10 protein-coding genes, 1 tRNA gene and 1 pseudogene are annotated in these 14803 nt (G+C 58.3%); 4 read left to right on the plus strand and 8 right to left on the minus strand.

Going from position 1 to position 14803, the window contains the following annotated elements; genetic code table 11:
* Positions 1-4 precede the first annotated feature (4 nt).
* From OC534_RS18380 to OC534_RS18400, 5 genes are all read right to left on the minus strand, one after another.
* Positions 5-682 carry a response regulator transcription factor gene (locus OC534_RS18380; protein ID WP_017356179.1) on the minus strand — a complete coding sequence of 226 codons (678 nt, stop codon included), beginning with the start codon at positions 680-682 and terminating at the stop codon, positions 5-7.
* Positions 683-690: 8 nt separating this feature from the next.
* A complete protein-coding gene (locus OC534_RS18385; RefSeq protein ID WP_229296480.1) occupies positions 691-1164 on the minus strand; it encodes a hypothetical protein in 474 nt (157 codons plus the stop codon).
* Positions 1165-1393: 229 nt separating this feature from the next.
* Positions 1394-2287 (minus strand): 30S ribosomal protein S6--L-glutamate ligase, encoded by an 894-nt coding sequence (gene rimK / locus OC534_RS18390; protein WP_262072347.1) that lies wholly within the window; start codon positions 2285-2287, stop codon positions 1394-1396.
* Positions 2288-2356: 69 nt separating this feature from the next.
* Complete coding sequence (locus tag OC534_RS18395) at positions 2357-2809, minus strand: hypothetical protein (RefSeq protein ID WP_136003008.1); 453 nt, start codon at positions 2807-2809, stop codon at positions 2357-2359.
* A 207-nt stretch (positions 2810-3016) separates the two neighbouring features.
* Positions 3017-3090: transfer RNA gene (locus tag OC534_RS18400), tRNA-Gly, on the minus strand.
* 412 nt (positions 3091-3502) lie between these two features.
* Here OC534_RS18400 and OC534_RS18405 point away from each other — a divergent pair.
* Genes OC534_RS18405 through OC534_RS18420 form a run of 4 tightly spaced genes read left to right on the plus strand, consistent with a single transcriptional unit; the run spans position 3503 to position 9282 of the window.
* Positions 3503-3694: a hypothetical protein gene (locus tag OC534_RS18405; RefSeq protein ID WP_262072348.1), complete on the plus strand. Its 192-nt coding sequence runs from the start codon at positions 3503-3505 to the stop codon at positions 3692-3694.
* On the plus strand, positions 3691-6081 hold the full coding sequence (locus tag OC534_RS18410) for a DEAD/DEAH box helicase family protein (protein WP_262072349.1): 2391 nt from the start codon (positions 3691-3693) through the stop codon (positions 6079-6081). The genes OC534_RS18405 and OC534_RS18410 overlap by 4 nt, the downstream gene beginning before the upstream one ends.
* A gap of 31 nt (positions 6082-6112) precedes the next feature.
* Positions 6113-7579 carry a class I SAM-dependent DNA methyltransferase gene (locus tag OC534_RS18415; protein ID WP_262072350.1) on the plus strand — a complete coding sequence of 489 codons (1467 nt, stop codon included), beginning with the start codon at positions 6113-6115 and terminating at the stop codon, positions 7577-7579.
* Complete coding sequence (locus OC534_RS18420; protein WP_262072351.1) at positions 7576-9282, plus strand: restriction endonuclease subunit S; 1707 nt, start codon at positions 7576-7578, stop codon at positions 9280-9282. Before OC534_RS18415 ends, OC534_RS18420 begins: the two co-directional genes overlap by 4 nt.
* Positions 9283-10107: 825 nt before the next feature.
* On the opposite strand, the gene OC534_RS18425 is transcribed toward OC534_RS18420, so the two are convergent.
* From OC534_RS18425 to OC534_RS18435, 3 genes and pseudogenes are all read right to left on the minus strand, one after another.
* The gene (locus tag OC534_RS18425) at positions 10108-11559 is read right to left on the minus strand and encodes a hypothetical protein (RefSeq protein WP_262072352.1); all 1452 of its coding nucleotides are present in this window, start codon (positions 11557-11559) and stop codon (positions 10108-10110) included.
* A gap of 570 nt (positions 11560-12129) precedes the next feature.
* Complete coding sequence (locus OC534_RS18430) at positions 12130-13749, minus strand: hypothetical protein (protein ID WP_262072353.1); 1620 nt, start codon at positions 13747-13749, stop codon at positions 12130-12132.
* A gap of 946 nt (positions 13750-14695) precedes the next feature.
* Positions 14696-14803 (minus strand): annotated as a pseudogene (locus OC534_RS18435) (IS1595 family transposase); the annotation flags it as partial.

Raw genomic sequence — 14803 nt, forward strand, 5'->3', positions numbered from 1 at the left:
CCGATCAGGCTTCCGGGGCGGCGATGCGGTAACCGATGCCGTGACGGGTCTGGATCAGCGGCACCTCGAACGGCTTGTCCACCACGGCACGCAGGCCGTGGATGTGCACGCGCAGCGAGTCCGAATCCGGCAGTTCCTCGCCCCACACCCGGGTTTCCAGTTCCTGTCGGGTAACCACGGCCGGCGCCGCTTCCATCAGCGCCTGCAGGATCTTCAGGGCCGTCGGGTTGAGCTGCAGCAGCTTGCCCTGGCGGCGGACTTCCAGCGTATCCAGGTTGTACTCCAGATCACCGGTTTCCAGCACGCGCGTCTGCACGCCCTTGCCGCGACGCGACAGGGCGTTCAGACGGACTTCGACTTCCTGCAGCGCGAACGGCTTGATCAGGTAGTCGTCCGCACCGGAATCGAACCCGGCCAGCTTGTTGTCCAGCGAATCCCGTGCGGTGAGCATCAGTACCGGTGTCTGCTTGCGCGCTTCGTTGCGCAGTTTGCGGCAGACCTCGATGCCGTCCATCCCCGGCAGATTGAGATCCAGCACGATCGCATCGAACTCATGGACGACCGCCAGGTGCAGGCCGGTCACGCCATCGGCGGCGAAGTCCACGGTATGCCCGCGGTCTTCGAGGTAGTCGCCCAGGTTGGCGGCGATGTCGCTGTTGTCTTCAATTACAAGAATTCGCACTGTGACCTCTAATAAGAATAGTTGCCGACCCGTTGCGTCTTATCCATGCGACCTTGGGCCTGGGCCTTGATGCGCTCGCGCTGGGCAACGGTCATGCATTGGGTGACCGGCATGTTGGAGCCGATCGCCTTTTCACGCTTACATATTAGACGGCTATCTTCGCGCGCTTGTGTCAAAACGGTGTTTACTACCTGCTGATCGTTGAACAGCGCCATCCGCGCGCTCTCCGGCAGCGCCTTCTGCTCGGGGTACTGTTCGACCACGGCGCGCATACGCGTCAAGGCTTCGCGGACCCGGCTGCGCTCGGGCAGGGCCAGTTCGGCGTAGGTCTCGCCGTCGTTCAAGTCGATCTCGATCTTGGTGATCTGTTCAGACAACGGCTTGCCCGGCTCGAACACCTCTTTCTTCGGCGCCGCATGGGCGGTGGCGCCCATGCACATCAGCAGTACGGCCGTTGCCGCGACCCTCGTCATACCTTTCATGCCCAGCCATTCCTTGCTTGGAGTGAGCGCCGACTGTAGCCCCCTCGCCTTCACGCCAGCAAGTGCGCAACGACAGGGCATAAAAAGGCCCAGGCGGAAGCCGCCTGGGCCTGAAGGTGTTTCCCGATTACCGAATCCTGCTGAGGAGGGCAGAGCTGCGGTTCGACAGAGCCTACGCCGGGGTCGATTAAACCCGTGTTAAAAGCGTCACCGAGGCCCGCATTAATGTTCAAGCCTTTGAAGCGGAAGGCTTTTTCATCGACGCAACGTGGTCGATGATGCGTCCGGCCAGGTCGGTCTGGCAGATGGCTTCGATCCCTTCCAGCCCCGGGGTGGAGTTGACCTCCAGCACCAGCGGGCCGCGGCTGGAGCGGATCAGATCCACGCCGGCCACGCTCAGGCCGAGCGCCTTGGCCGAGCGTACGGCCACCTGCTGTTCGGCCCGTGTCGCCTTGGCCGCACGGGCACTGCCGCCCGCATGCAGGTTGGAGCGGAAGTCACCGTCCGGCGCCTGGCGCTGCATCGCGCCCACCACCTGGTCGCCTACCACCAGGCAGCGCAGGTCGGCGCCCTGGGCCTCGCCGATGAACTCCTGCATCAGGAAGTTGGCATACAAGCCGCGCAGCGCCTCGACGATGCCGCGCGACGCGCTGGCCTTCTCGGTCAGGATCACGCCTCGCCCCTGGGTGCCCTCGTTGAGCTTCACCACGTGCGGCGGCGGGCCGAGCATGGACAGCAGGTCCACGGTGTCGTCGGGGTTGTCGCCGAACACCGTCACTGGCATGTCGATGCCCTTGGACGCCAGTATCTGGTGCGCACGCAGTTTGTCACGCGCGCGCAGGATGGCGTCGGAGGGATTGGGCGTGCGTGCGCCCATCATCTCGAACTGGCGCAGCACGGCCGTGCCGTAACGGGTGACCGACGCACCGATGCGCGGGATGACCGCATCCACACCGCTGATCGCCCGCCCCTTGTAGTGCATGCTGAAGCCGTCGGCCGCGATGCGCATGTAGCAGCGCAGCGGATCGAGCACCCGCACGGTATGACCACGGGCACGCGCCGCTTCGACCAGACGGCGGGTCGAGTACAGCTTGCTGTTGCGGGAAAGGATGGCCAGCTTCATGGTGGTGCGCAGGGAGGAAAGCGCGAAGCATAGCGCGCAGGCGATACGGCGCGATGACGGCGGCCGGCGTCAGCCCTGTACGTCACGCGGCGCGGCCAGACCGGTGTTCGGCCTGCAGACTGCGTCATGCTGCGCGCTGGCCAGCCAGTCGAGGTTGGACCCTGCGGGAATGCGCGCCGCCGGTCCCTCGATCGTGGTGCGCTCCCAGCCGTCCGCACGTCGCCGTGCGGCATAACGCTGGTCCCACTGTCCGTTTTCCTCCCTCCGGTACATCGCGACGGTGCCGCGCCCGCAATCGGCCTCGACGCGGTAGGTGTTGTACCGCGGCACGCTTCCTTCCACGCGTCGCGTGCCATCGGGCAACGTGGTCCGCACCGTCACCGTCGCGAGCATGCCGGGTTCGGCCGGGAACTGATCCGCCGCCGGCAGTACCGCCCATGCCGGTGCAAGCATGACGGTGAACAACAGCGCCGGCAGATACACCAAGCGGGACGAGACGCGGACGACGCTCCGACGGATCATGAACAGTCCTTTTCAGATCGGGCAGACAGTATGACGGCGGCGGTCGGGGCGACCAACCGCAATGGCCGGCATCGACGCATGTATCGCTGCGCTGCAGTGACGCCTGGACGGGCTGGACGGACAGGACAGAGCAGCTTGGCGGCACGGCGCACGTTCAACGCCGCTGCGGCCTGCACCGTCGGCCCATTGCGGGCCGAGGCGGACATCTGGAGCGGGTGAAGGGAATCGAACCCTCGTCAGTAGCTTGGGAAGCTACAGCTCTACCATTGAGCTACACCCGCAGGGTGTCCGGCAAGTTTATGCGCCGGAGCGGTAAAAAGGCAACGGGCGGCACTGGGCCGCCCGCTGCGCTGCCGCTATCCACGCGACGTACCGCCGCGTGGACAGGCGGGTGGATCAGAAGCTTTGTGTACACCTGAGGCACCTAGATCCACATTGTGCCCAGCAACAAACCTTGAGAAGTCAATGGCCTGAATGGCATGAGCACTCATTTTTTTAACCAATTGGGCTAAAATAAGTAGATTCCCCAATAGCAGCTCCGCTATCCATAGCTGACACTCAGCAGCTCGATAACCAGCCACAACCCGCGCTCTAGCGCGCTGCTCCTAGCGTCGCACGCTTGTCACCTCCACTTGCGGCGCATGCTCAAAATGCAGTACATTTGCAGTACATTTCGGCTTTCGGGGAGGCCGCATGAAGCAGCTGAAAAACGAGACGCTGTCGATCCGTACATCGACGGAGATCAAGGACCTGCTCCGGCTGGCCGCCGAGCGTGAGCGCCGTTCGGCCGCTTCGATGATCGAATCCCTGATCCTTGAGTACGCGCAGCAGCACGGAATTACCCAAGCCGAGTCGGCCGCCAAGGGCAAAGTGGGGAAGGAGTGAACAAGAAGGCTCTGTCTGAGCGGGACATCTGTACCAAGTTCATCACTCCGGCCCTTGAGAAGGCCCGTTGGGACATCGTCACCCAGATCCGAGAAGAGTTCCCGCTGACCAAAGGGCGGGTGATCGTGCGCGGGCAAATGCATACCCGTGCCCAGCCAAAGCGCGCCGACTACGCGCTGTTTCACAAGCCTGGCCAGCCGATTGCGGTGATTGAGGCTAAGGACAACAAGCACAGCCTGGGCGATGGTATGCAGCAGGCGCTGGCCTATGCCGAGATGCTGCAGGTACCTTTCGTGTTCAGCAGCAATGGCGATGGCTTCCTGTTCCACAACCGCATTGCCAAGGACGGGGTGATCGAACGCGAGCTGGCCCTGCACGAATTCCCGAGCCCGCAAGCTCTTTGGCGACTATGGGCGGAGCACCAAGGCCTGAGCGAGGACCAACAGCAGGTCGTTACTCAGGATTATTACAGTGACGGCAGCAACAAGACCCCCCGCTATTACCAGCTGTTGGCAATCAACAAGACCATCGAGGCCATCGCCAAAGGGCAACAGCGCCTTTTGCTCGTCATGGCCACGGGAACCGGCAAGACTTACACCGCGTTCCAGATCATCTGGCGCTTATGGAAGTCGCGAGCCAAGAAGCGAATCCTGTTCCTGGCCGATCGCAACATCTTGGTCGACCAGACCATGACGAACGACTTTAAACCATTTGGCCCGGCGATGACAAAGATCGCCAAGCGCCACGCGAACAAGTCCTATGAGATCTATCTCTCCCTGTACCAAGCGGTGACTGGCACCGCGGAAGAGAGGAATATCTACAAGCAGTTCAGCCCGGACTTCTTTGACCTGATCGTCATCGACGAATGCCACCGCGGCAGTGCGGCTGAGGATTCCGCTTGGCGCGAGATCCTCGAGTACTTCTCCAATGCCAGCCAGATTGGCCTGACCGCCACGCCCAAAGAGACAAAGGACGTCTCCAACATCGATTACTTCGGAGAGCCGGTTTACAGCTACTCCCTGCGCCAAGGCATCGAAGATGGCTTCCTCGCGCCATACAAGGTCGTGCGAATCGATATCGATAAGGACCTGACCGGCTGGCGGCCAGACAAGGGCATGTTGGACAAGCACGGCAATGAGATCGAGGACCGAATCTATAACCAGCGGGATTTCGACCGCAATCTCGTGCTGGAACAGCGCACCTGCCTAGTGGCGAAGAAGGTCAGCGACTACCTCAAAGCCAGCAACCGTTTCGACAAGACCATCGTCTTCTGCGACAACATTGATCATGCTGAGCGCATGCGTCAGGCGCTAGTGAACGAGAATGCTGACCTGGTCGCGCAGAACTCCAAGTACGTGATGCGTATCACTGGCGACAACGAAGAAGGCAAGCAGGAACTGGATAACTTCATTTTCCCGGAGAGCAAGTACCCGGTCATCGCCACCACATCCAAGCTAATGACCACTGGTGTGGACGCACAGACCTGCAAGCTTGTGGTGTTGGATCAGCGCATCCAGTCCATGACGGAGTTCAAGCAGATCATTGGTCGCGGCACTCGTATCAACGAGGATTACGGCAAGTACTGGTTCACCATCCTCGATTTCAAGAAGGCAACTGAGCTTTTCGCTGACCCGGCCTTCGATGGCGACCCTGTGCAGATCTACGAACCGAACGGGGATGACCCCATCATGCCGCCGGAATCCACGGCTACTGACGGCGTCACTGTGGCAGGCGTCAGCCTCGATCCCGATGGCAACTATCCCCAGGGTTCCAGTCCCAACTCTCAGCCGGTGAGTGACGGCGATGACGACGACAAGCCGCGCCGCTATGTGGTTGCCAACGTCGAGGTTCGGGTGTTGGGTGAGCGCGTGCAGTACTTCGACGCCGACGGCAGGCTGATCACCGAGTCGCTGAAGGACTACACCCGCAAGACCATTGGCAAGGAGTTCGCGAGCTTGAGCGACTTCCTCAAGCGCTGGAATGGCGCGCAGAAGAAGCAGGCGGTGATCGACGAGCTAGCCGAGCAAGGCGTTTTCTTCGATGCCCTCGCCGAGGAAGTCGGTCAACAGGGGAGAGCCTTCGATCCCTTCGATCTGCTCTGCCACGTGGCCTGGGGGCAGTCTCCGTTAACGCGACGCGAACGCGCGGAAAACGTTAAAAAGCGGAATTACTTCGGAAAGTACGGCGAACAGGCTCGGAGCGTGCTGGTGGCCTTGCTGGACAAGTACGCCGACGAAGGCGTTGGCCCGATCGAAGAAACGCAGATCCTCAGCATTGCCCCGATCAATCAGCTCGGTACACCAATCGAGCTGATTCGCGCCTTCGGCGGCAAGGACAAATACCAGTCGGCCTTGGCCGAGCTGGAACAAGCCATTTACGGCGCCTGATGCGCTGATTCACTGAAAAGACCCACGCAACATGACAATCACCACGCTCATCAAGTCCATCCAGGACATCATGCGTAAGGATACGGGCGTCGACGGCGACGCCCAGCGTATCAGTCAGATCTGTTGGCTGCTGTTCCTGAAGATATTTGACGACAAGGAGCAGGAATGGGATGCCATTCAGCCCAACTATCGTTCCCCGCTGCCGAGCCGCTTCCGTTGGAGCAACTGGGCCAAAGACCCAGAAGGCATCACGGGCGAGGAGCTGATCGACTTTGTTAACAACGACTTGTTTCCTGCACTGAAGGCGCTGGCTACCCGAGCCGGGGTGTCCCGCCAGGGTAAGGTAGTAGGGGCGGTGTTCGAGGATGCCTACAACTACATGAAGTCGGGCACCCTGCTTCGGCAGGTCGTCAACACGATCGAAGAGGACGTCGACTTCAATTCATCCAGCGATCGCCACCTGTTCAATGACATCTACGAGAAGATACTGGCCGACCTGCAGTCTGCGGGCAATGCCGGCGAGTACTACACACCACGTGCCGTCACCCAGTTTATGGTAGACGTGATCAACCCGCGGTTGGGCGAAAGGATCCTTGACCCGGCCTGCGGAACCGGAGGCTTTCTGACCTGTGCCATCGAGCATTTGAATAGGCAGGTTAAGACGCCGGAAGACAAGGAGCGGCTGCAGGAAAGCATCCACGGCGTGGAGAAGAAGCCGCTGCCGCACATGTTGGCCATCACCAACATGATGCTTCACGGCATTGACGTGCCAATCAACATCCAGCACGACAACACATTGAGTCGTCCGTACAAGGACTACTCACCGCGCGAGCGGGTGGACATCATCCTCACCAATCCGCCGTTCGGCGGCATGGAAGAGGACGGTATCGAGAAGAACTTCCTAAGCAAGCATCAAACCCGCGAGACTGCCGACCTATTCATGGCGCTGATCATGCACCTGCTCAAGCACGATACGGGTCGCGCGGCGGTAGTGCTGCCTGATGGCTTTCTCTTTGGCGAAGGTGTGAAGGTTACGCTTAAGCGCGAACTGCTCCAGGAGTTCAATTTGCACACCATCGTGCGTCTGCCAAAGGGCGTGTTTGCTCCTTACACCAGCATCGCCACAAATATCCTGTTCTTCGACAAGGGTGGTCCGACGAAAGACGTATGGTTCTTCGAGCATCCCTATCCGGCCGGCTACAAGAGCTACTCCCGCAGCAAGCCGCTGACGATCGCCGAATTCGATTTGGAGAAAAAGTGGTGGGGCGGAGCGGCACGCAAAGGCCGTAAGACCACCCAGCACGCGTGGAAGCTGAGTGCGGCGGAGATTGAGGCCCGGAACTACAGTCTTGATTGCAAGAACCCGCACCAAGTCGATGTGATCCACGCCGAGCCGGAAGACCTCCTTGCCGAATACCAGCAACTCTCGGCTCAAGTGCAAGCGACCCAACAAGCGCTTAAGGCGACGCTGTTGGCGGGATTGGAGCGCAGCGCATGAAAGCCTTACTGGCGGAAACTGAGAGCCATAGTGAGTGGCTCGAGCCCCTGTTCGACATAGCCTTCGCCGCACCGGAAGGGATGATGCGTCTGCGCCAGTTGATTGTGGCCTTGGCAATGCAGGGCAAGCTGGTGCCGCAAGACCCGAAAGAGGCTCCAGCTTCGGAACTGATCAAGCAGATCACGGTGGCGAAGACGGCACTAGTAACGGCAGGGATAATCCGTAAGCCCAAGCCGCTGGAGCCAATTGCCAATGCTGAAATACCCTACGAAGTTCCCGCAAATTGGAAATGGGTGCGGCTTGGTGAAATCGGCTTGATAAATCCGAGAAATGATGTTGAGGACGACGACGCGGAAGCTGGATTCGTCCCAATGCCGTTAATTCCCAGAGACTACGAAACTGGCCATGGTTTTGAACCACGTAAGTGGGGCGACATAAAAAAAGGCTACACGCACTTTGCCGACGGAGATGTCGGCATGGCGAAAATCACGCCATGCTTCGAGAACGCGAAGTCATGCGTCTTTTCAGGCTTGCCGAACGGAATTGGGGCGGGAACTACGGAGCTGCACGTCTTTCGCAACGCGTTCAATGCCATTGCTCAGCGCTACCTTCTCTATTTCCTAAAGAACCCGGGTTTCATCGACAAGGCTGCTGGCAAGATGACCGGCTCCGCAGGTCAGAAGCGCGTGCCAACGCCATATTTCACGGATCTAGTGATTCCGCTCGCACCGCTGGAGGAACAGAAGCGCATCGTGGCTCGAATCGACGAGCTGTTGTCCCGCTGCGACGAAATGGAAATGCATCGCGCCGCCCAGGAAGCCAAGCGCGGCGAAGCCCGCGCAGCCGTTATTCGCCAATGGCTGGCCGGCGACGATGCCGCCGCCGCGCAACTGCGCGACCACTTCGATACTCTGGTCAGCACTCGCGAGGATGTGACCGAGCTCCGCAAGGCCATTTTGCAACTGGCTGTGATGGGCAAGCTGGTTCTGCAAGACGCGGCGGAAGCGCCAGCCTCTGAATTTCTGAAGAAAGTCGAAGTTGTGAAGATGCGTCGCGAGAGAGAGGAGGGGCTGAAAACGCGTGCTGAGCCAGACGTTAGCGATAACGAGCAGTATTGTGGGAGGCCGGATGGTTGGACGTATTGTCGTCTAGGAAACCTCGCGAAGTTCATTGATTATCGCGGTAGAACCCCTCAGAAGGTGGATGCTGGAATTCCGCTCATTACAGCGAAAAACGTCCGTTTCGGTTACATCAACCGTGAACCGCGTGAATATGTTTCAGTTTCAGCTTACAGCGAATGGATGACGCGAGGATTTCCGCGCGTTGGCGATATGTTGTTCACTACCGAAGCGCCTCTTGGAAACGTCGCAATCATAGACATCCCAGGGGAATTCGCTTTAGCCCAGCGTGTCATTTGCGTCCAGCTTCACGCTCCAGAGATTGCGGAGTTCCTCAAGATTGTGATGATGTCCGAGATATTCCAGAGCAGGCTCCGGGCCGACGCTACTGGCATGACTGCCACGGGCATCAAAGCTTCCAAGTTGAAAGAAATCCCGATGCCAATCCCTCCGTTGGATGAACAAAGACGCATCGTGGCCCGCGTCGACGCCTTAATGCGACTGTGCGATATGCTAGAGCAGAGCATCAATGCCGCTCAAGCCAAGCAAGCCGAACTTCTGGCCGCAGTGATGGCGAGAGTGTGAGAGCCTCATAGCCAAGGGTTCGCCTTATTTCAAGCTGTTGCTCAGGCATTATCTAGAAGCTTTGCGTACACCTAAGGCATTTAGCTCTAGAGGGCTACTGAACGAAAAGCTATTGTGCAGGGAGGCTAATCCACAGGCATAAAGAACGGCGCTATGGCCGGATACATCGGGCCAAATTCGAAGGTCACCAGGTCGTCATCGCGATCCAACTTGCTCAATGCGGCACGCTGGATCGGGCGGGCACCTCGGTCAGCTTAGCTATGGACCGCGTGTAATCGCTAACGCCTTCAGTTGCCTACCTGGCTCGAACCGCGGTCGGGCCCTACGATTGACGTCCTAAGTACTTGTTTTTTAGCGCGTTAGAGATTGCACGCGCACATGAATCTATTCAGTTATGGTGCCGTTACCAGTCCTGCCTCCGGATGCCGGCCAACATAGAAGCCGCTGGGAGCTAAGTCAGCAGAAGCCGCCCTAAGACAACGCTATCAAAAGGGGATCGATTGGCCTCACTGGCGTTGGAGGATCTGCACAGAGCATTTTTTGGCGCCTGATCGCACTGGACCGCCGAGTGTCCTGGGACGCCCCCCCCCCTATAAATTGGCCAAGCTCTTATACAGAGTGGCCAGCCGGCACAAGCTTCCGCTCTCCGATGCACGCTTGACGGCTCTCTGCTTGGTGTATCAATACTCCCCATAGGATGGCGTGAGTACCGTGGTCAATGATGTCTCTGCAAGATGAGACCGGCACATTGCCGCTAACCGATGGTCGCTGCGTAAATCTTGCTATATCGAGGTCCCGCGATGTTGCAGCACTTCTTATTCTTCTTTAGGGAGCCACAGGGCATGGTTCATTACGAGTGAAGCGGCGAGGCAATTCCTGCCGGGCCGGACCGCAGCGCGAGAATTGAGTCGGAATGTCCGCCATGATCCCCTCAGAGGTCATCAGATCATGCGCTTGGGCAATGTGCTCCGCATCAAGGGGGCCGTCGTACTTTGCGTAGATCATGGTCTCCGAGCGCCCGCCTGTAGCATCGTGCGTCTGCGCGCCGAGGACGATGAACTCAGTTGCATTAGCAAACTTGAGGGGGGCAACTATTGCATACGCTCGCATTACCGAAAGCCGATACTCTCGGTATTCCTCGTACGTTGCGCTTTGCCAAACCCAAGGAACAAAGACGAAAATATAGATCCGCTCAGGATGGCATTGCGAAGACACTACCCTTGAGCTCCGCACCCCGGGAGGAACGCTTTGGTATTTCTCGGCGAAGGCCGTGCCGAGTCGTGCACGCGACATAAGATTCTCTGATGCCGCAACGCGAAGCGTAATTTCATGCATGTCCAACGGGGTATCGTTGGCCTCGCCCGTATCGGCGGCCAGGACCGCAGTACTGAAGGGATCGATGAGTTCATGCCACGACCGTGCAAGCTCCCTCATGCGCGTACGAACGCTGTACGCAGTTGAGTTCTCGTATGCTCGCCACTCCCCTTCTGGAATGTGAACCCAGTGGTCAGGAGGAAGCTCTCGATGCGCAAAGGGCAAATTCCCGTATCCATCAGGTCGCGCTTCCTGAAGGTAGAATGCCAACAGCTCTTCTTCGCCACTGTACATCCGCAACAGCCCACTGCGGACAGCCGCTTCCTTCTCGGTTAGGTAGTGAATGAAGTCACCAATCGTGCCAAGTTCCCTTACCACCCGGTCAAGGCTCTCTTCATCTAGGATGTGGATGTAGGGCCTCCGCGGGTCGAGGTCCCCGACCACGAATGGACGCCGCCCCTCTACAATGTCCGGGGCACCGAAGGCGTGCATCAACGTGCCACTACTTCCTGGTCCACCGATCGTGCGGAAATAATCGCGGGCGGGCAACGTGCTGTTGGCTGCGACTGCCACCAAATGAATCCGCGTCCGCTCTGAGAGCGTCGGCAATGGAAATGGCACCTGGCAGCGAGCGTCAAGATAGATGGCTGGCTTGGGTCCCCGAAGGTGTTTGGCAGCCCCCCAAAGCTGTGTGGCAGAAGCAAGGATGGATTCACGATACCAACGACTCCATGCGACCTTTATGTCTGGGTGCGACGGCCATGCAATGTCCTTGTCCGAGAACAGGATGATGTCGTCGCCAAAGACCACAGTGAGGTCGGCAAGCTCCTTGTTGACTCCCTTCTTTGCTGGGCGCGCCAGCCCAGGATAAGACCACAGCCCGAAGAACTGCTCAGATGCCAGTTTCGCTAGGTGGCGCTCTCGGGCGGTAGTGCCCTCGTTCTGGATGATCGGCTCAAGCACGGGCAATCCCCTGATCTACTAGACTACGACCGCAACGTCGGTTCATAGTTCCAAATTTACGTACCCCAGAGTATGCGCGCTAAGAGTCCGTCTAGTGCGAACGATACATTGAAGTCACGTTAGAACTCGCTGGGCTAATTGTTCAAAATTCGCCACGCGCCGCAACTTCAACGCGCCCGTCGACGGCCCGCGCGATTTACGGGAGGCAGGGGCAGATCAAGGGACAGAGCATCCATTCTCACGTTGTTGGCGTATGCGTTGTACTGCCACCTTACAAACTGCTCAATCAAAAGGCCGTTTGTGGCCTCTAGACGCGCAACCTGTGCCTCCAAGTCAGCCACTCGCCGCACAGCCACCTCCAAAGTAAAGTCTGATGGACCGGCTACAGATTCATTTCTCATATCCCGCTTTCTCTGCCTGAATGCCATGCCAATCTGGCCATTCTGATATAGCGTATGGCGCGAGATTGAATCTACACCTAAAACCTTGGCCACCCTCTCACAGAAGGCAGACCAAGTGAGCCTTCCCTGCCATCGATCAAGCTCCCGCAAGGCCATGGCCACGGCAGACTTATTTAGAATTTTCTTCGGCACTGCGGTCATCCTCTTGCAGCGTAATCCAAGCACCCTCACCATTAGAGACTTCCCATCGGGGACTCTCCTGCAGGCCAATCGCTGCTAGTGTGCGAGAGATGGGAGACGGGTCCAATGCCGATGGAATCCTAGCGAGAGCTCCGTCGGGCACATGCGGCCGCTCCAGCAACACGCGCATACTTCTAACGTGTGCCAGTTTCCACTTATGACTGTCAACCCATCTATCCGCCCCGAAATCACCGCAGTCACGGGCATGCTGCGCCCTTTCCAGAAGCAACTCAGTCTGGCACTCAAGTTTCCTTAGGCGCTCCAGGGTCACATGATCCCCTTTGATGCACACATGCTCACTGCAGGTGATGCAATCCGCCTGCTTTTGACAAGGTGACATGGAATAGTCGTGAACGCACATTCCATAAAGAGTCGCTTTGGCTGACCCTAAGCGTTGAACACCAAGCTCCTCATAGCTTACCGGCTGCCGCCCACGAAAGCGCTCGAGCAACGTAGCACCATCTGCTGCAATTAGAGCATCCGCCTCTACCAGCCGCTCTTCCGGAGTGCGATGATCATAGTGGCAGTTGTCCGCAACACTAGCTCTTCCCGCCCAACGAGCCAGAGTATAAGCATCCATTCCAGCTCGCTCTGACATCGTACTGAGCCAGTGACGGAACTGGTGAGTCGAAACCTTAATACTCGACCCTGCACCCTTCCGAGCAGGGTCCCTATCAAAAAGCGATCTACCCACATCAGGCTTGAGCCTAATTGCAACTTCCGAGGGATCAACGATCCGCCACGAAAAGTGCTTCACCGTGTAAACCTTGTGAAACTCATTGTAGCGATGCAGGCACAGAGCATCCCAGGCCTTTACAGTGTTTTCCCGGTCTATATAGGGCCAGAACGGTCCGCTGTAACAGTCAAACACGTACCGAGCCAAATCTTTGTAGCTAGTGCGGCCCAGCTTCACCAGGTCATCCAGCTTTCTCCCAACCGAAAGCCGGACCCATGAGTGCGAACCATCTGCCAACCGCCCTCCCCCAGGACATTTGACGCCAACTGCCGCGCAGAACTCATGCGGTGCCAAGTTCCTATCGGTGGTATCCGGATCCGCAATACAGCCGTCGTGCCTGAGGAACCGATGTGGGTTGTCGAACGCAAATCGCGCTGCCTTCCTTGCCGGGTCACCGATCTCGAGCAAGCGGTGCACGGCTTCCGTCACCACGTCCTGCATCACAGGCACTATCCACTTCTTGGTCGGCCCCTTGCCCTTACCTGCCCACCATCGCAGGAACATCTGTTGCTGACCACGGTCATCCCGTTCCCATTGAATGCAGTCGACGGAAAGCCGTAACACTTCGGAAATACGACCAGGTGCCGCCATGAGAATGGCTGCGATTGCGGTAAAATATTTCGTCTCGGCATCGTGTGCGTTGGCGAATAGATCAGCGACGGCGAAAACCGCCTCATCTGAGGGAAGTTTAGACGCGCGTAGGCGCTCACCGTCCATTCCAACTGATCGACGAAGCAATCGCGATTTGCCGAATGGCGACTTCCAGGCTGGAATTCCCCGCACCCACTCGTTTTCGCGAACGAAATCAAACATCTGTACAAGGTGAGTTCCAGTTGAGGCCTGAGTTGCTGCTTCACTATAGAACGCTCTACACTTTTCCGCGCTAGCGTCCATGACAGCGCCGTTTAGCAAAAGTATGTCAGCCCGTCCGCGCACCGACAGAAGTCCCGCCTCTACGCAACGAAGGGCGCGCATGAGTGGCGCAAGACCCTTAACCGGCCTGTAGCTGTATCGATATCGAACGTATGCCTTAGCGAATTGCATAAAAGGCTCTTCAAAGGCCGCAGGCTTCCGCTCACCGGCCTTCCCAATCTGCGTAGAAAATATCGCTACAGCATCGCCCTGCTGCCATCGAATGTTATCCCACTTCTCCCTCGCACCAAATGCAACCAACTCCTTCGCGGAACTTATGAAGCTTTCTAGGCCAGATTTCGCAGCCTGATCCACGCGGGACATAGAGTCAATGGGAGTTGTGATCGCCATCCCCACCCTCCAGAAAGCCTTCGCCCGGCACATTCTTCGCCGCTTCGCACAACGCAACGCAATGCTCCACCGCAAGGATTAGACGATCCTTTGAGGACAAGACAGCCTCCGAGCAGTTCAGCTCTCGCATACGCTCTTTTTCCCAGTAAAGGTCCTCAAGAACCTCGGCGTGGGGTCCATCTATCCAAGGCTGGAAGTGCTGACATGTATAGCAAGCACTGAATCCCAGCGCGCAGAATCCGAAGCTCCCGCACGAACCCACCGCATTGAGTCTGCCGTTTGGCACCCTGCTGCGCGGATCGCGACCCCTGATTGCCTCTCGCTCATTGGATACGAGCTTCCCCAGACACGCTTGCGCGAACGGCGCGAGATCTTTTCCCACGAGCTCATCGATGACCGACGCTTCGCTAGCTGTGTTCTCGGTGTACACGGCGACATTCTGTATGTCCGAGTGATCCAGCAGCTCAGCAATTACATACCTGATTAGCCCCGACTCTCAGCCATGAAAGTTGCTCGCAATCCGCAGACGCGGCTCCGGACATGGTTTGCACCGCATCATCGCGGTCGCAAGTCGCGGCAGCGTCTCGCGCAGGCGGAACCGGCG

Source organism: Stenotrophomonas sp. Marseille-Q5258 (genome assembly GCF_946900935.1).
GTDB lineage: Bacteria > Pseudomonadota > Gammaproteobacteria > Xanthomonadales > Xanthomonadaceae > Stenotrophomonas > Stenotrophomonas nematodicola.